Here is a 24,850-nt window from a genome sequence, read left to right as displayed (position 1 = left end):
GAGCTGAATAATCGATCACAAAGAACCCGCTAGACTGTTACTCGACGATTACCGGAACGTAAAGCCTTGGAGAAGTCGGTGTCACCGGAGTTAACATAACCGTAAACTTCAGCAACGTTCACTGGTAGGTCGCAGCAGATCCCGAACCTGCAACTGATCGAAGACCTGCGGTTTGTAATACCGGCCGATGGGCAGCGTCTGGCCGACCACCTGAATCCGGGTTTCGGTCATCGAAACGATTTTAGCTTTCGCCACCATGAATGACCGGTGAATTCGCAGGAACTGTTCGGCGGGCAGCAACTCCTGGTAATACCCCAGCGTTTGACGGGTAACTACCTGCCGGGTCAGCGTCGCAATCTTGACGTAATCCCGCAAACTTTCCAGCCAGACAATATCACAAAGCCCAATCCGGATTAACGTACGGTCTTCTTTGACAAACAGAAACGGCTCGTCAGTCACCACCGGATTCGGGAGCTGAACCGGCATTTTGTGGGTAAATACTTTCCCCACGGCTTTCATGAAGCGCTCAAACGGAACGGGCTTGATCAGGTAATCCAGTACATCCAGTTCGTAGCCGTCCAGCGCGTATTCGCGGTAGGCCGAGGTAATAATGGTTTTCGGCGGATTGGGAAGCGTGCGCAGCAAGTCCAGACCGGAGAGCTGGGGCATCTGAATATCCAGAAACAGCAGATCGACCGGTTTGCTTTGCAGCAGCGTAAAGGCTTCCACCGCCGAACGGCACTGGCCAACCAGTTCCAGGGTCTCGACCTGCCGAACATACGAGGCCAGCACATTCAGGGCAATCGGTTCATCATCAACCAGCAAACAGCGGATCTTCATAGTTTTTCGCCGGTTTAAAATCAGCGCTCGTCAACTCCAGTTTCAGGGTCACTAAATACGTTCCGGTGCCATTGAGGTGCCGAAGCTGATGGCGGTCGGGGTAGATCAATTGCAGTCGTTTGGCAATATTGGGTAAACCAATACCGGTTGCCGGTGTCTGGTTGCTTCCGTCAGGCTTACTATTTTCGACTTTGAAAATCAGGTCGTCCGGCCCTACCGTGAGTTGAATCTGAATCCAGGCGTCATCCAACTGGCGGCTTACCCCGTGTTTAAACGCATTTTCGACGAACGGCAGCAGAATAAGCGGGGCAATATAAACGGATTCGGTGGCGCCCTTGACTTGCCAGGACAGGTGCAGCCGATCGCCGTAGCGAATGCGCTCCAGGGCCAGGTAATTTTGCAGATACTCCATCTCTTTGCACAACGGAACCCGCGTCCGATTGCCTTCGTAAAGCATATACTGCATCAACTGGGCCAGTCGCATCACCACTTCGCCCGCTTTTTGGGAATCCTGACTGGTAAGGCCGTAGAGGTTATTGAGCGTGTTGAACAGAAAGTGGGGGTTGATCTGGTCCTTCAGCGATTTCAATTCAATGCTTTGATTGGCAATGACGAGTTGCTGATTCAACCGCTGCTGGCGGAAACCAAAACGGATCATGTGGAAGCCGATCAGCAGGCCGCTGGTGCAGAGTAAGTAGAAGGCACACAGCAGGATACGGCCTGGGTCCCAAGGGGTTTCCAGTGCCAGCCGGGCAGGCTCGAAAGGGACCAGGTATAAGTAATACGAGCCTTCCCAATAGAGAAAACCGCCCAGCAACAAGGTGGCCAGCGTCAGCAGGCTAAACCGAATGTATTGCTGGGTCAACAAATAGGCCGGAATGAGCCCATACAGCATCGTATACGTAAACAGCAGTTGCGCCGGTAACTGCGCGAGGGCCGACAGCAGGTTTTCCGCGTGCCGGTGTTCAAATTTGTCCAGCGCCAGCACCTGAATAACAAGGTAGCACAGCCAGGCCACCACGTGGATCCTGATTTCCCGATAAACCGATGGCTGAGCGCGGAGCATACGCATACGAACTGGTCCACCAAAAGTATCGAAAAAGTAGCTAATTAACTCGACGGTCCAGGGGCGTTGCGCGGGGTGAGCCGACGAACGCCGGATGGCGTATGACCAGCGTTCGTACCCACCTGACGAAGCGGTTGGTACGTCCCGTTTCATCGTCTGTCAACGGCATCAAGTCGTCGGTCCCGCTTCGTTGGCAAGCTCCGCCGGGGTATCCATATTTACGACTGCCTGACTAACGAAGAATAGGCCCCATGCTTTTTTGTTTGGGCGATTGACCGGTTTTTTCAAACCGAAACCTGTGAGATGAACTTCCGGCGGGTAGAGCCCGCAAAGCGTGTTTTCTAAAGTTAATCGAACCAATGACTCCGTCCAAACCGATGAATTGGAAAGTTACAGCAGGTCGAATCCTGTTCGCCGTCGCTATCGCTTCGCTGGGAATCGAACACCTGGTGCGGGGCAATTTTCCGGCGGCTTTATTCCCGTTTCCGGCCCATTTTCCCGGCCGGTTCGTGGTAGTTATGGCTTTGGGAATAGCTTTTCTGATGGCTGGTCTGAGCATCGGTTTGCTGCGAAAAGCCGCTATTACCGCATTCGGGCTGGGCGTGCTTTTTCTGTTGTTAACGCTTTATCTCCATGTTCCAGCCCTTATTCCCCACCTGTTCAACGGCCAGGTCTGGACCATCATCGCTGAACTGATGGCTTTTAGCGGGGGCGCTTTCTATGCCTCCGGGTTGTTGCCGGAGTCTTTGTCGACCCCTCAGCACTACCGGTTCGATCGGATAACGGCCGGGCAGTTTCTGTTCGCCGTTTCGCTCGTGATTTTTGGTATTCTTCATTTTATCTATGCCCGCTACATCGCAACGCTGATTCCGTCGTGGATAGCCGCTCCTTTATTCTGGGCCTATTTTGTGGGTGTGGCTTTTATTGGAACGGCAATCAGTCTGTCTTTAAACTGGCAGCGGAACCTGTCGAGCCTTTTGCTGGGGACGATGTTTCTGCTGTGGGTACTGGTCTTGCACGCCCCCCGGGTGGTGGGCCATCCCCACGCCGAACCCGAATTGACCAGCCTTTTGGTGGCATTGGCCATGAGCGGCATCGCCTTCATGATGGCGGGCTTCAACGGGCTGAAAACCAGCATTGTTCGTACCGGCGCACGGTCTTCCACGCGACTGTAAACCGGGTTACGGCTCCAACGTCCGGCACACCGTTTCCAGCGACGTCTGATCGCCCACATTGCCCGGAAAAACAACGTAAGTCAGGCCCGGGAATTTACTTTTTGCATCCAGCTGCCAGACCGGAACACCGGGAATAACGGCACCCAGCACGAGAGCCGTTTCGGCCGAAAGCCCCTTTGAGGCCAGGTCGCTGGCCGTAATCCCGCCTTTAGCCAGCAGAAACTTCGGCCGTACGGTGAGCCCTTGCACAAGGCTGACCAGAAAACCGGATACGGCGGCATTGATCGCCAGGCTACTTTCTGAATCAACCCCCACTTCGAGCCGCCGACTGGTGTAAATCACCACATTCGTTCCGGCCGCCAGCCATTGATCGGTTTGCTGGCGGATGGTTTGGGACTGAGTCTCGGTTTCGGCGGCAGCGAGAAGCTCCGCGACGTTCACCTCAATGGACTGGCAGGGGACTTTTTCCAACAGCCAGGTAAGCTGGCTCGTCGTTTTGGGCACATGGGAGCCGACCACCACGAGTGATCCATGGGCCGAAGCCACCTGCGCTTTGTCGGGAGTGAAACGTTGGCCTGATTCCAGCCCCGCCCGGATCGGAACCAGCGTGGCCGAGCTGCGATAGAGGAATTTCTGCCCGGACTCCTCCGCCAGCAGCAGGCCCATAACCACCACTTCGAGATCCCGGTAACTGGCGGCATTGACCACACAAACGGCCCCCGCCGGACAGGCTTTCAGTTTCGCACTCACCGCCGAGGGGCCGCCAAGCCGGATGTCTTCAATCGACAGCGCGTTCACGTCCGAGGCCCGGATGCGGCCCCCGGTTTTTTCTTCCACCCACTGTTTCAGATTCGAATTTTGGTAACCAAACACCACATCGCGGGCAAACGGTGTTTCCGAAACCGGTATGAGTTGCTGGTTTTCAAGTAAATAATGCACATCGCCAATCGTTAACCTACCGCCTTCCAGAAAAGCCGGTATGAAAACAATGACGGCGTCTTTCATGCCCAGTGTCTCCGCAATCGCATCCACTTCGGCCGGAAAATGCCCGCGCAGGGTGGAATCGCTTCGGCTGATCACCACGATCTCCCGCCCGCTGTCGGTGGCCGCCTGGTTAACATTTTTTCCAATTTCCCGGGTAATGTGAACCGCTTCCCGCTCCGGCAGACTTCGCGAATTGGTGAGAATAAACAGAATAGACGGCTTTTTTTTCAACTCTTCCGTAATGAGTGCCACCCGCCACGACGTAAGCACGGTGACGCCAGAACTGGTTTGGGTGCCGGTCGGGTCATCGTCGAGCACCACGATGGTTTTTTCGCTCTGGCTAAATACTTCGCGAATGGAAGCCAGCAGATCTTCCGGGTAATCGGGAGGGAGTTGCTCCATTTTCCGAATCACATTCTCACGCATTTGATACACTTTTAGGAACCCAAATGAACTCCGGTTACAGTAGAAACCGGTCGAAGCAGGACTCTTTACGGGAATAAACAGGCGTTTTGCGTTTAAAACTACTTCATAAATCCTTAAACCCATGCAACTAATTATAACGGGTGGAGCCGGTTTTCTGGGCCAGCGGCTGGCAAAAGCGATCCTGACCAGTTCGCTGGCCTTTGATGAGTTACTGCTGGTCGATGTGGTGATGCCTCCCAATCCGGGACCTGACGACCGGGTGCGCTGCCAGCAGACGGACCTTTCGGAAGAGGGGGCGGCCCAAGCCATCATCACGGCTCAAACCGGGATCGTTTTTCATCTGGCCGCGGTGGTGAGCAGTCACGCCGAAAAAGAATTTGACCTGGGCTGGAAAGTGAACCTCGATGTGAGCCGGCACCTGCTGGAAGCCTGCCGTCATCAGCATCCGGGCATCCGGTTTGTATTTGCCAGTTCCTTCGCCGTCTATGGCGGTAAGCTACCCGCCGTCGTCACGGATACGACCGCCGTGACGCCCCATTCGTCCTACGGTGCCCAGAAAGCCATGGTTGAGTTGCTGGTCAATGACTACAGCCGGAAAGGCCTGGTCGATGGGCGGGTATTGCGTTTGCCAACGATCTGCGTTCGGCCCGGCCGGCCAAACCAGGCAGCTTCCTCGTTTGTGAGCAGTATTATTCGGGAACCCATCAACGGCGAAACGGCGATCTGTCCGGTATCCCCTGAACTTAAAGTCCTGGTATCCAGCCCGGATACCATTATTCAAAATTTGATCAAAGGAGCGACGCTGGAAGCCGCGGCCTTCGGCGAATGGCGCACGGTGAACCTGCCGGGCATTGAAGTAACCGTCCAGGAAATGCTGGATTCGCTGGAACGGGTTACGGACCGAAGAACCCGGGAGCGGGTAGAATTCAGGCCCGATCCCGCCATCAACACCCTGGTAAGCAGTTGGCCCGGAGCCGTTGACACTACCCGGGCCCTGCACCTTGGCTTTACGGTTGACACGCATTTTGACCAGTTTATCACGCAATTTATCGCCCAGAACCCGGCGTAACGCATGTCTATCCTTTCCGTGCCCATCCTGGGTTTGACCGTTGCGGTTTTTGTTCTTATTTTCCTGGTGTTGCGTACCAAAGTACATCCGCTGATTGCGATGATCACAGCCGCCTGCATCGCCGGGCTAACGGGCGGGTTGTCGGTTACGGAAACCCTCGATGCCGTCACCAAAGGCTTCGGAGCCACGCTGGGCACCATCGGTATTAGCATTGGTCTGGGCGTGATGATGGGCCGGATTCTGGAAGTTTCCGGGGCTGCGGAACAGATCGCCTACTCGTTTATCCGGTGGCTGGGTCGTCGCAAAGAAGAATGGGCGCTGGCCATGACCGGGTATCTTATCAGCATTCCCATCTTTGCCGATTCGGCTTTTGTCATCTTGTTTCCCATCGCCAAAGCCCTGGCTCAAAAGGGAAACCGCTCGTTGCTGACGCTGGGGGTTGCGCTGGCCGGTGGACTGGTTGTGACGCACACCATGGTTCCGCCAACACCCGGCCCGCTGGGGGTCGCCGGATTGTTTGGCGTAGACCTTGGGGTAATGATGTTGCTGGGGATGGTACTGGCCATTCCCTGCACGATTGCGTTCGTTGTCTACGCCCGGTGGCTGGGGAAAAAGTATCCCGGTTTTCCTGAAAAAACGCTCCCCGCTGAAAGCCTGAAGCCGATTGACGCTGCCAATGGCAACGAAAAAACCGCCCGCCCCCTGCCGCCCCTGTCGCGGTCTTTGCTCCCCATCGTTGTGCCAATCCTGCTCATCATTAGCAAAGCCGTGCTGACCCTGTTTTCGTTACCTACGGGCAGTGATTCACCGGTTTTAGCACTGGCTGCCCAGGTACTCCTGTTTGCTGGGACGCCTATAATTGCTCTCTGTATCAGTACGTTACTTGCCGTTTACGCCCTGGTGCCTTATCTTGACCGGCACGAAACGTCGGCCCGGTTGGAAGAGGGACTTCAATCCGCAGGCATCATTCTGATGGTAACCGGCGCGGGCGGAGCCCTGGGATTTGTAGTCCGGGAAACCGGTACCGGCACGCAACTGGCGGCCCTGATCGCCAAACTTCCGTTTTCGCCCCTCATGATCCCGTTTCTGGTTGCCACGGTCATTCGTCTGATTCAAGGTTCCGGTACGGTTGCCATGATCACGTCTGCTTCCATTACGGCACCGATTCTGGCTCAGGTTCCCGGAATGAATATGGTATTTGCCGCGCAGGCTGCCGTGATCGGTTCATTCTTCTTTAGTTACTTTAACGATAGTCTGTTTTGGGTCGTCAACCGGATGATGGGCCTTGTGGAGGTGAACCAGCAGATCATGGCCTGGTCGATTCCCACCAGCCTTGCCTGGGCGGTTGGTGGCGTGTTGATTGCCCTGATCAACCTGGCTTTTGGCTCCGGCGGTTCCTGGCTTGATCCGCTGATCCCGCTGGCTGGCCTGGGAATCATCGTTCTGGTGCTGCGCAGCAAATGAAAGGAGCTATTTTCTCAGGAAGAAAATAAGGAATCGAGCCAGCATCCAGGCTTCCTGGAGGGAGATGATAGGAACACGGATGGGGCGGATTGAACGGATCAAAAAACGGATTTTATTTTTAATCTGTGTAAATCCGTTCAATCCGCCCCATCCGTGTTCCTATTCAAAAGCGGGCATTATAAACCGGAGTTCAGCGTAAAGTCGTCGAATTGAGCCGTCTGGCCGGTGGTGCCTTTGGCCGTAAGGCCCACGCGCAACGCCCGGTCCCAGGGCGGCAGATACGAACCGTCGATGGCCCTTTCGCCAACGGGAACAAATGAACTTCCGTCGGTGCTGTACGAAAAGGAAATACCGCTGCCGTTCTGGACTTTTGCCAGCAGCGTTACCCGGGGCACCTTCCCGATTTGTGCCGTTCCCAGCGCCTGCTCTTTGCCTTTTTCAAGTTTCCAGACGCGGACCTGGCCCCCTTGCACGGCTACACCCACGGCATTTTCATCATCACCGATAACGGCCAGGCCCGCCCACGCGCCCGGCTGTTCGGGCGTTACCGTAGTCCGGGCGGTGTAGTTGGGCGAGATCGTCCGGTGGCCGATGTACGCACCAACGTGATCGGGCCGGGCGGTTAGCTGCAGTTGCCCTTGCCGAACCTGCACAACGGGTGGCCGGAACACCGACCAATTCCAGGCGGTTGACAGCGCAGAGCCGTTAAAATCGTCCTTCGTACTACCGGCCACGGAGGTCGCCGGGTTAGCTGTGCGCTCGAAGGCAATCCAGCCATCGTTGGTAAAACGAAACTCCCGCAGCAGCGCCTGGCGACCCACAAACACGCCCCCTTGCTGGCTGTAGGCATGGTATAAAAAATAATGACGACCGTCCTTTTCAATGGGCGTACCGTGTCCCGGGCATTTCCAGCTGGGTTCGGCCGCCAGGACCGGATTCTGCCGGTATTTTTCCCAGGGACCCAGCAGGCTTTTGGCGCGGGCGATGCCGGTACCATACGTGCAGGCCGATCCGCAACAACCGGCTGCGGCATAGATTGCATAAAAATAATCGCCTTGCCGGATCATCGATACGCCCTCCACCAGATTGGCTTCCCAGGGCGCATCGTTGCGGAAAAGCTCGCGTTTTTCACCGACTAAAGCCGTGCGTTCTTCGTTGAGGGCCTGCGCCCAGATGGGCGTCGGCCGGCCGACGCTGTTGCCGTCTTCTTTCCAGACCAGATACAACTTGCCATTCTCGTCGCGCATGGGAAAACCATCGATCGAGCCGTCGGTCTGGCAAACCAGCGGGCCATGATCGCGGTAGGGACCTTCCGGTTTGCTGGCACTGGCGACGCCCACACACAGGTTGCCGTCTTTCTTGTGGGCGGTGTAGTAGATATAAACTTTGCCTTTCTCGGGGGCTATTTCGGGTGCCCAGAAATAAAAATCCGCCCAGTCGGGTTTTTTCTCGAAAACAAAACCCTTGGTTTCCCAATGAATCAGGTCCGTTGACTTCAGCAGTGGAAAAGCCGGAAACCAGTTTGACGAGGTTGCCGTTGCCCAGTAGGCCTTGCCAATTCTGGCTACTGAAGGGTCCGGATAATCGCCCGCCAGCACCAGCGTTGGCGAAGGGATGGGCGTTGACTTCGGGCTTGACCCGCCCGTTGGAGCAGAGCTTTTACAGGTTAGAAAGGCAAAACAGGCAACGCCATAGTGAAGCAGCTTGCGAACGGTAATCATAGGCTTCGGGCCGTTAGTCTACACTGTTAGCGTTCTTTTTTGTGCCTCCGCTGGCGTTGTCGGGCTTTTCGGTGGTCTTCTTCGTGGAACGCTGCTGGCTGCCGTCTTTCCCCGCCTTCCCTTCTTCTTTCTGGTTTTTTGAACTGTTCCCGCCCCCCGATTGGGGTGAGTAATACTTGACAAATCGATTCATACGGTTGCTGGTTTTGTCGTACAACGACTTGATGAAAAACTTTTTTCCGTCAAACCACGCACGACGCCAACTGTTGGCAGAAGTAAGCCAACGGCTACAAACAAATACCGGGGTGGAGAAAACCGGTTCCGTATTCAGTGGAAAAGCGCAACAAACGGGTGGTCTTTTCCGGTAATCAGGGCTTAATCATCATCGCCTTCTTCCTCCTCGTCGTCGTCACCCAGGCCCAGCCGCACAAAGGCACCCCGGCGCGGAGCGGGCATGACGCTCTTTTCACCACGCACGGTTTGCCAGACAATCTCGCTGAAAATCAAATCGTCAATCGCATCCGGTTTCGTCAGATCAAACTGCATCGAGCGTCGGGAGTTTTTATTGACGGCCACGTTTTTCTGGGTAATATCAGTTCCCGCTTCCCGGGCTTTGAAAGGCGTTGCATTGGCTTTTTTGTCGAAACACCGCCACATCGGGGTGGCCGCGGCATCGTACTGACTCATGGGCTTCAACCCCAGAATCAATTCCATGGTGCGAAGCATCCCCGACGTTGAATACATGGTATGATCGACAAAACCGCGTTTCACAAAACCGCCGGCCACAAAAGCAATGGACCGGTGCGCATCGACGTGGTCGGGACCATTCTGGGCGTCGTCTTCCAGAATAAAAACCACCGATTCGTTCCAGATGGGACTCTGCGAAAGATGCTCCACAAACCGGCCGATGGCCAGGTCGTTGTCACCAACGGCGGCATACGGAGTTGGCTTGCCAATGGCGGCACCGGACGTGTGGTCGTTTCCGAAGCGGATGGTACTCAACTGGGGGACTTTTTTAGTCGCTACCAACTGGTCAAACTCCTTTTCCCAGGCTTCTTCGCGCTTGCTGTCCATGTAGCCCAGATCGAACCCTTTGAACTCCGGGCAGAACTTCCCCTGCAACGTTTTGATGTTGGCTTTTTCGTCATCCGCAAACCAGCCGTAGCTTCGGAAACTCACCCCGGCCCGCAGGCAGTGATCCCAGATAAACCCATCCCGCGGGTGGGCAATCTCTTTCTGACCCTCGTAATCGTACGTGCCGCCCCGACCCCCGTAGCTGGTTACCCAATTTTTTTCAACGTAATCATTGGCATAAGCCGCTGACGACCAGTTGTGACCGTCGGCGCTCACCTCCGCATCGACGTAAAAATTGTCCAGCAACACAAATTCTTTCGCCAGGGCGTGGTGATTCGGGGTGAATTTCTGCGGAAAAAGACAAAGGGACGAATCGCCGTTTCCTTCTTTCATATCGCCCAGAATCTGGTCGTAGGTGCGGTTTTCCTTGATGATGTAAAATACATATTTGATGGGCGATTTGTCGCCCACCCGCCGGGGAATCGGGTTGCCCGCTTCGCCTTCTGCCTGCAATTCTTTGGTTTTGGTATACGGCGTATTGGCATACACCAGCCGCGAATAGGCCGCCAGGGCGTGGGGTTCCGGGATGTCGACGATGGAGAGTGTTCCTTTGAACAAGCCGCCGATGTATTGCTGGCGACCGGTATTGGCCTGGGGATTCGGGCCAACCTGCTGCGGCATCCGGGACAAAACCGGGTTCGGACCTTTGGGGTTGGCTTTGGACGAAAAGCCTTTGCCATTGGTTACAAAGAGCTTGGAGCCCATCACTTTGACGGCCGTCGGATACCAGCCGGTGGGAATGAAACCGCTGGAACGGCTGTGGCCTTTGCTGGTGACATCGAAAACCGCCAGGCAATTGTTGTCCGCGTTGGCAATGTACAAAGTGTTCTCGTCATCGCTCAACGCCAGGCCGTTCGGGGTGGTTCCGACGGGGGCGTTGGGAAAAAGCGAGGTGGTGAGTGTTTCAATGACCTGCCTTTTTGCCACATCGATCAGAGCAACCGTATTGTCGTTGCCATTGGCGACAAAAAGATACTTGCCGTCGCGGGTGGAAAGTAAATCGTTCGGGTTTTTGTTGGTTGAAATTTTGGCGGTTATTTTCCGGGTGTTGACGTCCAGCACTACCACGCTGGAACCACCCCAGAGGGAGACAAAAAGCTCGCTTTTGTCGCGGGAAAGCAGACAGGTGTAAGCCGCAGCGCCCAGATTGATCCGGCTGATGGGTTGTCGGGTTTTCGTATCGCAGATGTATAACGCGCTGTCTTCTTTGGTAACGACATACAGCCGGTCTTTGGCGTCATCCACACACAACCCCGTTGGCGAAATTTTAACCGGCCACGGTTTGCCCAACACAATTGGTTCATCCGGCACCAGTTGGTTGTCGGCTAGCGTATACACCAGAATTTTGTTGTCATTTCCGCCCGACGCATACAGCCGGTTTTCATCCTCACTGAAGGCCAGCCCCAGGTACGCTTTGCCCACCCGGGCGGTATCGAGCACCTTTTCGGTTCGGGCGTCAATCAGGGTAATGCTTTGGGTACTCTGGCCATTGTTGGTAACCGCCAGGTATTTTTTGGACGGCGACACCACCAGATTCAGGGGCAAATCGTCCAGATCGAGGCTATTGCCGACCGGCGTGAGTGCCCAGCCGTTGGGTAAATTGACCCGTTTGGCGCTCAATTCCTTAAAGATGTCGATCTCTTCTGCTTGCTGGGCCGTATTGCCTTTCCGCTGGCAACCCAGCGTTAGCGACAGGGCGAAAAGAATCCAAAAACCGCGAAAAAACAGGGAGAAAGATGCCATACCAGAACAGGGTTTACCGGGAAAAGAATGGAATGATTTCGTACGCACTAACACCGGGTCTTTTTGACTGACTTTGCATTCCAACACGGCTTTTATTGAACAAAGGTAGGGTGTATTTGCAAGCGGACTCCGGTTGGTTTATTACCATTCCATTAAGACACGAACGGCCTTTTCTTACTCTTGCCGACGAACAGGGCTCAAAAAAGGATGGGAGCACGGATTGGGCGGATTGAACGGATTCGCACAGATTACAATCCGTTTTGATCCGTTCGGTCCGCCCAATCCGTGTTCCCATCCCATCAACAGCCTTCCCCGTTCCGTTGTGGCGGAAACGTTCTCTTTCCCATAATCGGATATTACCCGGTAAGTACATAACTTACCGTTATCAAAAGAAAACGTTTATCTCCATCGTTTAAGGAGCAGTACTCATCCCCTGTAGTTCACCCATGGCAGATCAACCCTCCGGCTGGCTTCGTAAATTAAGTAATCTACTCGTCCCCGTCAGCCAGACGCAAACTACCCCGATCGCTACGGTTACCAACACGCGGATTCTGGACGAACTGGTGGCGTCGTTCGAAGATTCCATCCGCCGGGAATCCGTCGGCACCAGCATGCTTTTCAATGCGCACTTTCTGATCATTCTGCATCCCGATGCCTATGAAGAGCGCCAGAACGCCTTTCCGGTGATCGTCAATGAAGCGGTAAATGCCTTTAAATCCATCATCAAGGCGCAGAAAGAGCAGTTTGAACAGATCGCTCCGGTGGCATCGAGCTGGTTTTTCAAGTTTGGTGGAGGCCGGGAGTTTGGCGGAGAACCGGTCAATCCGGGGGATATCAAAGTAGTAGGTGCCCTGACGGGAATTCTGCCCGGCAACGCCCCCGCCCAATCGCCCGACAAAGTGCGCGTCACCCGCCGGGTCAAACAAACCAACCGCTACGAAAAAGTGGACGTCGACCAGCATACGTTCCAGCACATCGACTTTCGGGAACCGGGCGCGTTTGTCGTAAAGTTCAATTTTGAGCCGGAGACACCGAAAACCGCCCACCCGGCGGTTCTGGAAACCGCCACGCGCAACGTTGCGGGAGAGCCCCGGAACCCGGGTCCCGGCACCGGACTGGCCCGAATCGATTACTACATTGCCGAGCTGAACAAAGAGGATTCGTACGCCATGCGTGACCGCGAGATCGTGGTGGCCCGCAAGGAAACCGACAACCAGCATTTTCCGAACTACCTCCTGCTCGAATCGGCTTACGTATCCAATCCCCACGCCCGGATTCGCTTCAACGACGCGACCCAGGCTTTTCAGATCACCTCGTTCAGCCGGAACGAAACGCGGGTGAACGAGCAGCTTATTCCGCGGAGCGAACCCGCCAGCCCACACTGGCACGATCTGCCGGATAAAGCCCAGATTTTGCTCAACAGCATGGTTACCCTAAACTTTCAACGCACGACCTAAGGCTATGATTGATACGTTACTGGCCGTTTTGCTGCTTCTGTTTGTGCTGTTTCTGGTGGTGCGGCATTTTCGGGATTTACCCCGGTAGAAAAAACAAAATGAGCGTCTCTGCGCTTTCTTTTTATTTACGCAGTTCATTTTTCACGTTTCCCTTTCTGAATGAATTCGTTCGTATTTGCCGGTCGGACCGACGTAGGCCAACGCCGAAAAGATAACCAGGATACCTTTATCTGTTCGCCGATCTGGTCAGAAGATAGTGCCTTGCTGGCGGTTATCGACGGCGTGGGCGGGTATGCCGGGGGCGACCGGGCTGCGGCCATCGCCCGGGAGTCGATTGAACAGTACATGGCCACGCCCAACGGCGATCCGCTGTCGATGCTGCGCGAAGCCGTCGTGTTTGCCAACAACCAAATCCATACGCAACGGCAGCAGGAGTTGAAACTGGCCCAGATGGGGTGTGTTTTGACCACCGCCGTGGCCGATAGCCGCCTGGGCAAAGTCTATTTCGTTCATGTGGGCGATACGCGCTTGTACCGGTATCGCCGGGGGGTACTCGAAAAGCTGACCCGCGATCACTCGCTGGTTGGCGTTCGGGAGGACGCGAATGAACTGACCGAAGCCGAAGCCATGCAACACCCGCGCCGGAACGAAATTTTGCGCGAGGTCGGTTCCGCCGTCCACCGCGTCGATGATCCGGATTTTCTGGAGTCGGGCGAAACCGGTTTTGAACCGGGCGACCAGTTGCTGCTGTGCAGTGATGGCCTGACCGATATGATTACCCAGGCGCAAATCAGGGCGGTTTTAAACCAAAAACTGACGCTCGACGAGCAGACGGCCGAACTGATTCGCCTGGCCAATGAAGCGGGCGGTAACGATAACATTACGGTGGTGCTGGCCCTGAACGCGACGCCTGCCAGCGCGGTTCCGGTTCCTGCCGATAAAACTGCCCGTGCGCAAACTCCGAAACCGTCGCCGGTTCCGCCGGTCAATCCGGCACCGGCCAAAACGCAGCCCGCCAAAAAGAGTTCAGGCGGTATCTGGCTCCTGCTGGGCCTGCTGTTTGCGGGTGCCATTGCGGGGCTGGTGTGGTATCAGGACCAGCCCTCCAGCCAGTCCGAAGAAGCCCGAATGGATAGTCTGCGGTCGGTAAACAGTCTGCCCGATACGGCCTTGGCGACAATCGCAGGAATTTCCCGCTTCGATTCGCTGGTACAAACCGCCTACCGCAGCAAAGACCATCGCCTGCTGTTGCCCGCCGACACGTTCCGGCTCGATAAGCCGCTGCGGCTGACCGATTCATTGCAGAGCATCCTGGGTGCTAATCAACTAACGGTTTTGATTCCCGCGGATACGGCTCTGGCACAGGTGGCCTTGCGGATTGATCGTGCGGGACCCGTACGGGTGGAAAACATCGTGATCAGCGGTTTCAAAACCGGTATTGAAACCACCCGGGAAACGAAACTTCAGCTCTCAAAAGTGTATTTTCGGGACGTGGGCCTGCCCGTTGGCGCGGCTATTCGGCAGGATACCTTTCGCAACGTTCTTTTCGTGGTTTCGATGCAAAACCAGCCTGATTCTACCCCAAAACCCCGCCGTTGATGTCCACGATCCGATTCGATACACGTTTTCCCGGCTATGAAGTGCTGAGTGAGTTGGGGCGAAGCAACGCCCGCATTCTCAAGGCGCGTCATCTGGCCACGGGTGATCTGGTGGCCATCAAGCACTTTGCACTCAATACCGATGCCGAAACACTCCGGCGGTTTCAGCGGGAATCAGCCATCATGACCAGCATCGCCCACCCCAATATCGTCAAGGTCCGGGAGGTGCAGCTGGAAGCGGAGTTGCCTTATCTGGTGATGGAACTGATCGAAGGCGGGAACCTGAGTCAGCTCATCGCCGGTGAGCAACGGCTGAACGTGCCGACGGTTATCCGGCTGGGTCTGCAAATGGCCGAAGCGTTCCGGGCCATCCACCCGCAGGGCATCATTCACCGCGACATCAAGCCGGAAAACATTCTGTTTCGGCCGCTGCCCAGTGGCGAACTGCACTTTCTGTTAACGGACTTCGGCGTCGCCCGTCTGCACGAGCAATCGAACACCCTGACGGGGCAGTCGCTGATGACGTATGAATACGCATCGCCTGAGCAGTTTAACGACCCGAAAGGCGTAAATACCGCCACCGACTACTATTCGCTCGGCGTCGTCTTGTACGAATGCCTGCACGGGAGCGTACCCTTCAAGCTAGACGACAACTCGGGCATTGTAACCTTCATGAACAAGGTGCTGAACGAGGCTCCGCCCGCCCTGACCGTGACTCCGCAGGACCCGCAACTGGGTCCGTTCGCGGATCTTCTTCAGGCCCTGTTGAAAAAGAAAGCGAGTGAACGTCTGAACGATCCGGATGAACTGACGTGGTTACTAAAACAGGCCGAACTGAACTATTTGCGGGCGGGCCGGACGGTGAACACGCCCGGAAAAACCGCTTCGTTCCCCATCGAAAGTGCGCCGAATCGGGAAGCAACAAAACCGCCTGTGGCCGACGTTCCGAGGCCCGAACCGCGTGCGGTTTCTCCGGCCCGACCTCCACACACTTCGTCCGGAAAAAGTCTGAAAGTGGCCGTACTGGTGCTGGCCATTCTGGTGGGCGGAACCGGTCTGTATTTTGCCCTTACCGGGCGTCAGTCCAAGCCCATAAAAAAGATAGGAAGCCTGTTTACACCCGGCGATACAAGCACCGATCAAACAGATGCCACCGACCAGGACACGGACGTGCGGGCCGACGTTGAAGAAGCCGAAGACACCCTGAGCCAGCGGCTGGCGGAAGAAGCCAAACAGCGCGAGCAACTCCGGATTCGGGCACAGGCTGCGGGTGAAGCCCTTACGGTAGAGACCGTTGGCATTCGAGTCGGCATATTTGGTGGCATCAAAAAGGCCCGCATTCAGCTCAATAACCCCAGCCCGTTTCCCTTTCCGGCGGTTACGGTTCAGGTCAGCTATTACAAGGATAAAGGAGGGCTTCATAAAACCGAAAAAGTCTATTTCATGAATGTAAAGCCCCATTCTTCTCCCATCCGACCAGCCCCGGACAGCGACCGGGGCACCCGAATCAGTAGCAGAGTTTTGAAGTACGATCTGCCCAAAAATCTGGATTCGTTGGCGAAAACTATATCAACCGACTCGTTAAACTAAGTGGCCGATGCCAACCGTAAGTATCAATACCCATTTTCCTGGCTACGAAATACTCGGCGAAATAGGCCGCTCCAACGCCCGGGTCCTGAAGGCCCGCCATCTGGCATCGGGCGATCTGGTGGCGATCAAACATTTCGCCCTCAATACCGACGCCGAAACGCTCCGACGGTTCCGGCTCGAATCACAACTGATGACCGACATCCGCCACCCGAACGTGGTCAGTGTGCGGGAGGTGCAGTTGGATATGTCCATGCCGTTTATTGTGATGGAATGGATTGAGGGCGGCAGTCTCCGGACGCTCCTCGGGCAGCAGGGACAGCTAGACATTCCAACCACCATCCGGCTGGGGCTGCAAATGGCGGAGGCATTCAAGGCCATTCACCCGCGTGGTATTATTCACCGCGACATCAAACCCGAGAATATCCTGTACCGCCCCCTGCCGAGTGGCGAATTGCATTTTTTGCTGACCGATTTCGGGGTTGCCCGGCTGCGCGAACAGACGCAGACCATGACGGGCCAGTCGCTGATGACCTACGAGTATGCGTCGCCCGAGCAGTTCGACAATCCAAAAAGCGTCGATGTGGCGACCGATTATTACGCGCTGGGCGTGGTGTTGTACGAGTGTCTGGCGGGCCGGGTGCCGTTTTCAATGGCCGACAATGCCGGTATTGCCACCTTCATGACGCACGTCCTGCGTACCCCGCCACCGGCTTTGCCGCTTCCGGCTGGGCAATCGCTTCCGCCAAGTCTCGACACGCTTCTGAACTGGACGTTGACCAAAGACCCCGCAGAACGGCTGAGTGACGTAAACGAGTTGAGGCTGCTGCTGGGGCAGGCCAACGTGGAACAGTTGCAGGCCAGTCGCTCCGGTGTCCGTTCCGCGCCGGTTCCCGGGCGCACCAAAGCGGCCCCCGCGCCGGTGGTTCAGCAACCGACCGAGTCCGAGGTGTCCATGCCGGAAGAGGAGCCCGCTGCGGGGCCAAACTGGTCGTGGATTACACTGGGACTGGTCGCAGTGGCGGTCTTGATCGGTCTTTTCGTTTTTTACAAGAATCAGCAGAACACCGGCAGTTCCGGAATCGTGCCGGATTCGACAGTGAGCGTATCGGACACGTCCGATTCACAACGGATGACGGACGATTCGACCACGGACTCATCGGAAGAGGTTCCCGCGGAAGAGACGATGCTCCCGGATTCGACCGAAACCGCGCCCGCGATAAAAACCGACTCGACACCGCCTGTGCCCCCCGAAACGAAACCGGATTCGACCCGGGCGGTTCCGGATTCGACCCGAACACCCAATGACTAATTTACCAACCCACCTCAACACGAACGAATGAAATCAGCACCTGTTCCGGCCGGACGCCTGTATTTACTGGGGGCAACGGTTATGCTGCTCCTGCTGTTTATCCGGCTGTATGTGAACTTGTTGCCGAATTTGAACCGGGCCAAACAAGCGCTCGTTGAGGGACAAGCTTTAACACTGGAAGCCGGAATCAAACCGGTTTTCATTCAACGGCTCCTCGCCAGCGGAAACTATTACACGGATCCCCGGGATAGGGCGCTGGTGGCCGATTCCTTAGCCGCTAAACTGGCACAGGACGGTTCGCCGGATAACCTGGGTACCATCAACAAACGGCAATTTTCGGTGCTGGCTCCCCTCACCTGGCGCAGTCCGCTGGGGGGCTCCGATTTTCAAAGCCGGCTGCAACTGTCGCGCCAGCAAATGGGCTTCGACTCGGTGCTGTACGTTCGGGAACTCACCAACCCCAAATCCTACGGAGCAACGACGAAGGTCGGCAGCGGGTCACGAGTCCTTGCGGGGCGGGTCACCCGCGAGGAACAACCGATGGCCGGGGTGTTGGTCCAACTGAAGCGCCACCTGCCAACGGCCCAGCCCGACACGCTGGAAGACCGGTTTATCTACGCCCGCACCGATTCCGACGGCCGGTTTACGTTCACCGGTTTGAAAGACGGTTCGGCCTACAGCGTCGTACCGCTGAAACCCGGATTTGAGTTTGGCAGCCGGTGCGGAACGAGTGAGTTAACGAGCGATCAGACGTATGCCTTTGCCGCCCGCCCGCACCAGCTTCGGCTCATCGGGTCTGTCGTCTACGGGCAGCTGAAGGCCGATCACGCCCTTGCCGTTCGCACGCCAGCGACGTTTTCCGGGCAATTCTGGGCCATTGTTGCCTTGTTTTTTTTGATTTTCTGGCTGGTACAGGGCTTCTGGACCCTGCGTCGGTTTCAGCCGGACCCGCTGCTGTTGTCGATCCTGATGCTGCTGACCGGTATTTCGGTGCTGACGCTTCTGGCCATTCAGGACCCGTTACAGGATACGCTCTATGCCTGGCAAAGTCTGCAAGGCGTTGCCATCGGTCTGGTGGGCATGGCCCTGGTATCGCAGTTGAATATTGGCCGGTTTTACGCCGACTGGCGGTTTGACGGGTTGTTTACGTTCTGGAATCGGACCTCCGTGCGGCTGGTCGGCTGGACCTGGCTGGTGCTCGCCGTTGGACTGGCGGTATTGACCTTGCTCGTCGGCTCGGGACCGGAAGGCAGTGGCGTTCGGGTAAACCTGTCGCTGCTGGGCCTGACGTTCCAGCCGAGCGAGATCACCAAATACCTGCTGCTGCTGTTCTTTGCCGGTTTTTTTGCCGCCAAGGAACAGCAAATCCGCGACCTGCCCGATCTGCGCTGGCGGTTTGCGGTCAGTTTCGGTGCCCTGGCCGGAGCCGGTTTGCTTATGCTGCTGTATCTTCTGCTGGGTGACATGGGCCCGGCGCTGGTGGTCTGCTTTACGTTTCTGCTGTTTTACAGCATCGCCCGGGGAAATTTACCGCTGACTCTGGCAACCGGTGTCGGTTATGGCGTCGCCCTGTGGCTTCTGCCCGGCACTCTTGCCACGGTGCTCAGTGTCGGCGTTCTGATGGGCTACCTGTTCTGGCGGGGCGAAGCGCGTTCGACCAGCAAGCGGGGCTGGGTGGCTTTGCTGACGGAGGCTCCGGTGCTGCTCCTGCTGGTGATGGCCATGTTTGCCTTTGGTGATTTATTGCCCTTTGTCGGAAGCCGGCTGGCCGACCGAAAAGCCATGTGGCTGAGTCCCTGGAACAACGACGTCTATGGGGGCGACCACCTGGCCCACGCGTTCTGGACCCTGTCTTCGGGCGGTTGGACGGGGCAGGGGTTGGGCAAGGGGTTTGCCAATGCCATGCCAGCCGCCCACACCGACATGATTCTGCCGAGCGTGGGCGAAGAACTGGGCGGTTTGGGTGTCATTGCGGTATTTCTGTTGTTCGGCATCCTGTTGCACCGGCTGTTCTTACAGGCTCGCCGGGCGGGTCAGCCGTTCAGTTTTTTTCTGGTAGCCGGTATTGCCATTGCCACGGGCGTTCAGTTTCTGATCATTGCGGGTGGTTCCATCGGCCTTCTGCCACTCACCGGCATCAGCGTCCCGTTTCTGAGTTACGGGAAGATTTCGCTCATCATCAACCTGACCGCCATGGGGGCGGTATTCAGCGTTGCGCATCGGCCGGGGCAGACGGCCCAGCGCGAATACCTCGAAAAACACTATGATGCGGTACTGATGGCCGGTATCGCCGGTTTTCTGCTTGGCGTACTGCTTCTGATCGGTCGCTTGTTGCCGGTCATCGGCTGGCGGGGAGACGAGTATATTGTGCGACCGGTTCGGGTGGTGACGCGCAATGGCGACCCGGTTTTTAGCTACAATCCCCGCATCGAGCGGCTAACCCGGGCCCTGGCTTCCGGCACGATTTACGACCGCAACGGGGTTGTGCTGGCCACCAGTTCACCGGAAATTTTGACGCAACACGCAGCCCGGTTGACGAAAACCGGATTAAAGCCGGAAGACGTTCAGACGCTCTCCCGGAAACGACTGCGCCGGTATTATCCCTTCGGCGATCACCTGTTTTTCTGGATCGGCGATCTGAACACGCAGTTATTCTGGGGACAGAGCAACGGTTATTTTGCCGAGGCCACGCATTTCAGTGAGTTACGCGGTTTTAACAGCAAACCGCGCAAAACCGATCTGGTGACGACCGATTACCGCGCCGACCGGTTTAGTCCGCCGGTTCAACAAACGCGGACGTTGTCGGTATACGATTACAGCGAACTGGCCCCGGCGCTGCGGGCGGGCATCGACAGCCGCGAGGTGGACCGGCGCAAAGCCCAGAACCGGGATCTGCATCTGAGCGTGAATGCCGAATTGCAGGTTACCTTACAAAAGGCGCTGGCGACGTCGGACTACCGCGACCATCGTCTTTCGGTGGTGGTCGTCGATGCGGCTTCCGGCGACGTCATGGCTTCGGCGTTGCATCCCCTGCCGAATCTGAAAACCCCCGAGCCCATGCTGCTGTCGGATCGGGACCGGATGAAACTGCCTTTTCTGGTAACCGAACGCGATCTGGGAATGACGTATCCGACGGCACCCGGTTCAACGGCTAAAATTTTGACGGCCACCGCTGCGTTTAATAAATTGGGATCATCGGCTTCTGCGGTCAGTTACCCGATTTCGTGTCAGGAAATTATCCGGCGAGGTACGTACGAGTCGGAGCCCTGCGGGGAGTCGGTGGACATGCGGAAAGCCATTGTCCGGTCGAGTAATGTGTATTTTATTCGCCTGGCCAACGACAAAGCCCTGGATAACGAACTCGCCGATCTGTACCTGGCAACGGGCATGAATGTCGACCTGATTGGCGGTTATTCGTATTCCGACACGCATACCGACGCCGAACGGAAGCAGATTCGGGAACACTGGCGCGATTCGTCGTTCGTGGTCCGCCGGAAACTGTACCTGAGTGACCGCTACCCGCGACGCTACCGCAGCGAGTTTTCGGGCCTGGCCTGGGGGCAGGGGCAACTGACGGCAACGCCCGCGTCGATGGCGCGGATGGCCGCATCGATTGCCAACCGGGGCGTTCTGCAACCCTCGCGGTATGTGCTGAACCGGGCCGGAAAACCGCAGCCCATCCCGGCGGGTCGGCCCCTTGCCCGACAGCCCGACTACGCGGACCAGCTGGAGGAATTTATGATTCAGCAATCGAATCCGTCGGCGGGCCGGAGCAAAATCAGTGCCGTTCGTGTGGCCGGCAAAACCGGTACGCCCGAGCGCATCGTGCAGGGCGAACAGCGCAACGATGGCTGGTTTGTGTTTTTTGCGCCCACGCCCAACGGCCGGTCGCATACCGTCGTTTGCGTGCGGATCGAGCTGGGCGAGTCGTCGGCCGATGCGGTCCGGCTGGCCAATACCGTAGTGGCTCCGATCCTGCAACAACGGGGCTATTTAGGAAGTTTTTGATCACCAAACCACGACGCACATGGGCCTGCTGGAAACGCTTAAAAACTTATTTGGCTTTACGTCAACGTCCTCTTCTCCACCGGCCAACGCCCCGGCACCGAGCGTTCCAACGCCGGTTTCCGCCCGGCCTAAACCCATCCCGGCAGGGCCTCCGCCAGCCGCCCAGCGACGCGAGCAGGTTCTGCGGTTTGTGGTTGAAAAGCTGCGGGCCTACCAGAACGAGCCGGAAAATACGCCGGTCGGTCTTCGGTTGTATGTGCTGTGTACCGACGCCGAAGAAGAAGAACTGTACCGGGTGGCGTTGTGGGCCACCCGGCCGGGCCGGTTTCAGGAGGAGCTGGGCCGCCAGCTGGCCGACAACTACATCACGTTGCCGAAGGACTGGCGGTTCGAGTACGCGTTTTTTCGGGATCAGCTACCGGCTTCTACCTACCAGGCCGGGAACCTGGGAATGGCCGTGTTGGATAAGTCGAAGCCGGAGGGGCCGGTTCTCAAGGCTAAAATTACCACCCTGGTAGGCCAGACGGAGCAGCCGGAATACGTGCTCGACCCCACGCAGAAGCTCAACTTCTACATCGGTCGCGGCCATACGAGCCAGACGGCTTCGGGCCGGGTCCGGACCAACGATGTTGTTATTCTGCACGACGATGATCCCGGTTTTGATCCGCAAAAAGGGGCCGGTAATCAGGCTGTTAGCCGCGCCCACGCCACGATTCGCTACGATGCCCTGCAACGCAAATATTCCCTGCTGGTCGATCCGGGCGGGCTCCCGGCCAGCGGCAACAAAACGAAAGTGATGCATCCGGACGATACCATTGAGCGGGCCGATATTGCCGGTATGAGCTACCCGCTCCAGAACGGCGATCAGATCGAGCTGGGGGGCGAGGTTACTTTACTGTTTGAGCAATAAGGCATTGCTTTCAAAAACCGGCTGCGTTCCGGCAAACCGATCGGCGTAATGACCGCATCGGCGATGCCTGGCCGACGTGTATCCCATTGGCGACGTGCTGCTACCGATGGGGATTCGACTAATCCATTTTTCGCATTTCCTTTCTGACCTACGGTTTCTCTCGGGTCCAGTAACTGCCTGCACTAATTTTTGACGTTTCACCAGACGGGAAATGACGGCCTAAGCCGCTCACTGCGAGGTAGTTCTGTTTTGGCGGTATGGGTGCTGCCAGACGCGTCTTTTTAGGATTAAAAAGAAATATTTTTTTAATGTGGGGTGAAATAACAAAACTTTGTCTTTGAATTAGAATATTTTACTTCTCAACGTACGGCCATTCCCGAATCTCCTGCTCTTACGTAGGCTTAACGAATTGATCCACAACTCATCAAGTAGTTGAACACCGTTGTGATACCAGTGCCTAACCGCTCAAGCCTACCGGAACGATGAAACCTGACGAGCAGAAAATAGCGAGTTTTCAGTCGAATAGCCATAAACTTCGGATTTCGAAAGATTCTGAGGAAACAAAGGTTATTTCCGAAGACTATTTTATCCAGAACTATTTTACGGCTACCCCCAAAACGGGGTTCGAGCTACTTTTTAGGAAATACTATACTAATCTATGCAACCACGCCATTCGCTATGTGTATTCTAAAGAAATAGCCGAGGATATTGTTGCTGAAGTATTTACTAACTTCTGGAATAACCGGGTTTACGAAACCATCACCACATCGTATAGCTCCTATTTATATACGTCGGTAAAAAATAGAGCTTATAATTACATTAAGCTCGAACTAAACCGCAACGAAAATTTAGATTCCGAGAATGAAGATGCCGGTTATGGTGATAACTTTTCTGTGTTACAACCCGATGAAATTTTACACTATCACGAGCTTAGCCGGAAGCTGGAAGCTGCTATTCAGCGTTTACCAAAACAATCAAGGAAAGCGTTTCAATTAAATAGATTGGAAGGGAAAAAATATAGCGAAGTTGCTGCGGAAATGGAATTGACAGTCAGTGCCGTAGAACGATTGATAAGCCGGGCTTTATCGAAGATACGAGAAGAGCTGAAACAGGAGTATCTACTTAATTTATTCTTAATGTTTATTTTCTCCTATTGACACTACCTGTTGTTTGTTAAAAGCATTAAGATGGAACCTTCATTGATAAAGAAAATTATCTTCGATTATTTTGATGATAAAAGCACCTCGATACAGCGGAAAATGATCGAAGAGTGGCTTATTGACCAAGGTAACCGCGACCTTTTTCATCAGTATCTGGACGAATGGGAAGCGCAGCATCCGCAATATAATTTCGATACTGAATTGGGTCTGGCAACTATTTATAAAAAGATAAATGCTTCCATTGGTGAAGACGATGCTGTCCGTATCCCGATTAAGCGCATAAGTTTCAATTTTATCTTTAAATGGTTTTCCGTAGCGGCTGTCATTTTAATATTTTTTTTAATTGGCTGGCGTAAATTTTCAACTCCGTCTCTTGTTGGCTACAAAAACCGCATTGATGCCGTACGGAAAGAAACCGGTGAAATTTACGAAAAAGAAAATGTAACGACCGCGCCCATCCTGGTTAACCTGCCCGACCGAAGCTCCGTACTTCTACAACCTAAAAGCAAAATAAGCTACTCACCTAAACAATTTAACAAACAAACGAGAGAGGTTATCTTGTCGGGCGAAGCGTTTTTTGAAGTGCAGAAAAATTCAAACGTTCCATTTTTTGTCTACGCAGATGGACTGATTACCAAAGTTTTAGGTACCAGTTTTTTTGTGAAGTCGCAAGCTTACGCGTCGGAAGTGATTGTTAAAACAGGGAAAGTAGCGGTTTTTATGCACAACGATCGGAACAAACAACATAAACTGACTGACAAGACGCTAAATGGCCTGGTCTTACAGGAAAATGAACGTGTCACGATTGATCAGAATGAATACGCTCTTACTGAACCGTTGCAGGCGAGTAAGGAAACGCTTCAACTACCGATTCAGAAATTGTCGTTTGATTTTGACGAAGCTCCCGCTATTTATATCCTGGAAACGTTAAAGAAAGTTTATCATATTCAGATTGTTTATAATACCGCCCGATTATCAAAGTGCAGGCTGACGGCGCATTTGTCGGATGAACCTTTACTCGATAAAATTGAATTGATCTGTATCGCACTCGAAGCTCATTACGTGGAAAGCGACGGAAAAACCATCATTGAATCGGCTGGATGTAAATAAAATACCGGAAGTTCTTCTTTTTTGCCTGTCTTACTTATTCTTTACCAGTAATTAACCACTAAGCCCGATGAAAATACAGTTACGAA

17 protein-coding genes are annotated in these 24,850 nt (G+C 55.2%); 11 read left to right on the top strand and 6 right to left on the bottom strand.

Annotated features, from left to right (window positions below):
- Nucleotides 1–108: 108 nt before the first annotated feature.
- Nucleotides 109–840 carry a LytR/AlgR family response regulator transcription factor gene (locus EHT87_RS13110; protein WP_124907062.1) on the bottom strand — a complete coding sequence of 244 codons (732 nt, stop codon included), beginning with the start codon at nt 838–840 and terminating at the stop codon, nt 109–111.
- On the bottom strand, nt 815–2,059 hold the full coding sequence (locus EHT87_RS13105) for a sensor histidine kinase (protein WP_124907061.1): 1,245 nt from the start codon (nt 2,057–2,059) through the stop codon (nt 815–817). Before EHT87_RS13105 ends, EHT87_RS13110 begins: the two co-directional genes overlap by 26 nt.
- A 224-nt stretch (nt 2,060–2,283) precedes the next feature.
- On the opposite strand from EHT87_RS13105, the gene EHT87_RS13100 reads away from it, so the two are divergent.
- The gene (locus EHT87_RS13100; protein ID WP_124907060.1) at nt 2,284–3,081 is read left to right on the top strand and encodes a DoxX family protein; all 798 of its coding nucleotides are present in this window, start codon (nt 2,284–2,286) and stop codon (nt 3,079–3,081) included.
- Nucleotides 3,082–3,087: 6 nt separating this feature from the next.
- On the opposite strand, the gene EHT87_RS13095 is transcribed toward EHT87_RS13100, so the two are convergent.
- Nucleotides 3,088–4,491: a four-carbon acid sugar kinase family protein gene (locus tag EHT87_RS13095; RefSeq protein ID WP_124907059.1), complete on the bottom strand. Its 1,404-nt coding sequence runs from the start codon at nt 4,489–4,491 to the stop codon at nt 3,088–3,090.
- Between the two features lie 121 nt (nt 4,492–4,612).
- Here EHT87_RS13095 and denD point away from each other — a divergent pair, with 121 nt between their 5' ends.
- Together denD and EHT87_RS13085 are read left to right on the top strand one after the other, a co-directional pair.
- Nucleotides 4,613–5,560, top strand: a complete 948-nt coding sequence (denD, locus tag EHT87_RS13090) for a D-erythronate dehydrogenase (RefSeq protein WP_124907058.1) — start codon at nt 4,613–4,615, stop codon at nt 5,558–5,560.
- Nucleotides 5,561–5,563: 3 nt separating this feature from the next.
- A complete protein-coding gene (locus tag EHT87_RS13085; RefSeq protein ID WP_124907057.1) occupies nt 5,564–7,024 on the top strand; it encodes a GntP family permease in 1,461 nt (486 codons plus the stop codon).
- A gap of 176 nt (nt 7,025–7,200) precedes the next feature.
- Here the strand turns inward: EHT87_RS13085 and EHT87_RS13080 are convergent, their stop codons facing one another.
- From EHT87_RS13080 to EHT87_RS13070, 3 genes are all read right to left on the bottom strand, one after another.
- A complete protein-coding gene (locus tag EHT87_RS13080; protein WP_124907056.1) occupies nt 7,201–8,745 on the bottom strand; it encodes a family 43 glycosylhydrolase in 1,545 nt (514 codons plus the stop codon).
- Between the two features lie 13 nt (nt 8,746–8,758).
- On the bottom strand, nt 8,759–8,938 hold the full coding sequence (locus tag EHT87_RS13075; RefSeq protein ID WP_124907055.1) for a hypothetical protein: 180 nt from the start codon (nt 8,936–8,938) through the stop codon (nt 8,759–8,761).
- Nucleotides 8,939–9,120: 182 nt separating this feature from the next.
- Complete coding sequence (locus EHT87_RS13070) at nt 9,121–11,622, bottom strand: alkaline phosphatase family protein (protein WP_124907054.1); 2,502 nt, start codon at nt 11,620–11,622, stop codon at nt 9,121–9,123.
- 446 nt (nt 11,623–12,068) lie between these two features.
- Between EHT87_RS13070 and EHT87_RS13065 the strand changes: the two genes are divergently transcribed.
- The 8 genes from EHT87_RS13065 to EHT87_RS13030 all read left to right on the top strand — a co-directional run bounded on the left by EHT87_RS13065 (nt 12,069) and on the right by EHT87_RS13030 (nt 24,764).
- Entirely contained in the window at nt 12,069–13,079 is a 1,011-nt protein-coding gene (locus EHT87_RS13065) for an FHA domain-containing protein (RefSeq protein WP_124907053.1), read from the top strand.
- 159 nt (nt 13,080–13,238) lie between these two features.
- Nucleotides 13,239–14,678 (top strand): PP2C family protein-serine/threonine phosphatase, encoded by a 1,440-nt coding sequence (locus EHT87_RS13060; protein WP_124907052.1) that lies wholly within the window; start codon nt 13,239–13,241, stop codon nt 14,676–14,678.
- The gene (locus EHT87_RS13055; RefSeq protein ID WP_124907051.1) at nt 14,678–16,267 is read left to right on the top strand and encodes a serine/threonine protein kinase; all 1,590 of its coding nucleotides are present in this window, start codon (nt 14,678–14,680) and stop codon (nt 16,265–16,267) included. The genes EHT87_RS13060 and EHT87_RS13055 overlap by 1 nt, the downstream gene beginning before the upstream one ends.
- Nucleotides 16,268–16,274: 7 nt before the next feature.
- A complete protein-coding gene (locus tag EHT87_RS13050) occupies nt 16,275–17,576 on the top strand; it encodes a serine/threonine protein kinase (RefSeq protein ID WP_124907050.1) in 1,302 nt (433 codons plus the stop codon).
- 27 nt (nt 17,577–17,603) lie between these two features.
- Nucleotides 17,604–21,584, top strand: a complete 3,981-nt coding sequence (locus tag EHT87_RS13045; protein WP_124907049.1) for an FtsW/RodA/SpoVE family cell cycle protein — start codon at nt 17,604–17,606, stop codon at nt 21,582–21,584.
- Nucleotides 21,585–21,603: 19 nt separating this feature from the next.
- Nucleotides 21,604–22,494: an FHA domain-containing protein gene (locus tag EHT87_RS13040; protein ID WP_124907048.1), complete on the top strand. Its 891-nt coding sequence runs from the start codon at nt 21,604–21,606 to the stop codon at nt 22,492–22,494.
- Nucleotides 22,495–22,976: 482 nt separating this feature from the next.
- Complete coding sequence (locus tag EHT87_RS13035) at nt 22,977–23,651, top strand: RNA polymerase sigma-70 factor (protein WP_124907047.1); 675 nt, start codon at nt 22,977–22,979, stop codon at nt 23,649–23,651.
- A 30-nt stretch (nt 23,652–23,681) separates the two neighbouring features.
- Nucleotides 23,682–24,764: a FecR family protein gene (locus EHT87_RS13030; RefSeq protein ID WP_124907046.1), complete on the top strand. Its 1,083-nt coding sequence runs from the start codon at nt 23,682–23,684 to the stop codon at nt 24,762–24,764.
- Nucleotides 24,765–24,850: the final 86 nt, after the last annotated feature.

Origin of the sequence: Larkinella knui (assembly GCF_003858645.1) — a bacterium.
Classification (GTDB): Bacteria; Bacteroidota; Bacteroidia; order Cytophagales; family Spirosomataceae; genus Larkinella; species Larkinella knui.
Note: the sequence above shows the minus strand (reverse complement) of the source record. Positions and strands in the feature narration are given on the sequence as shown.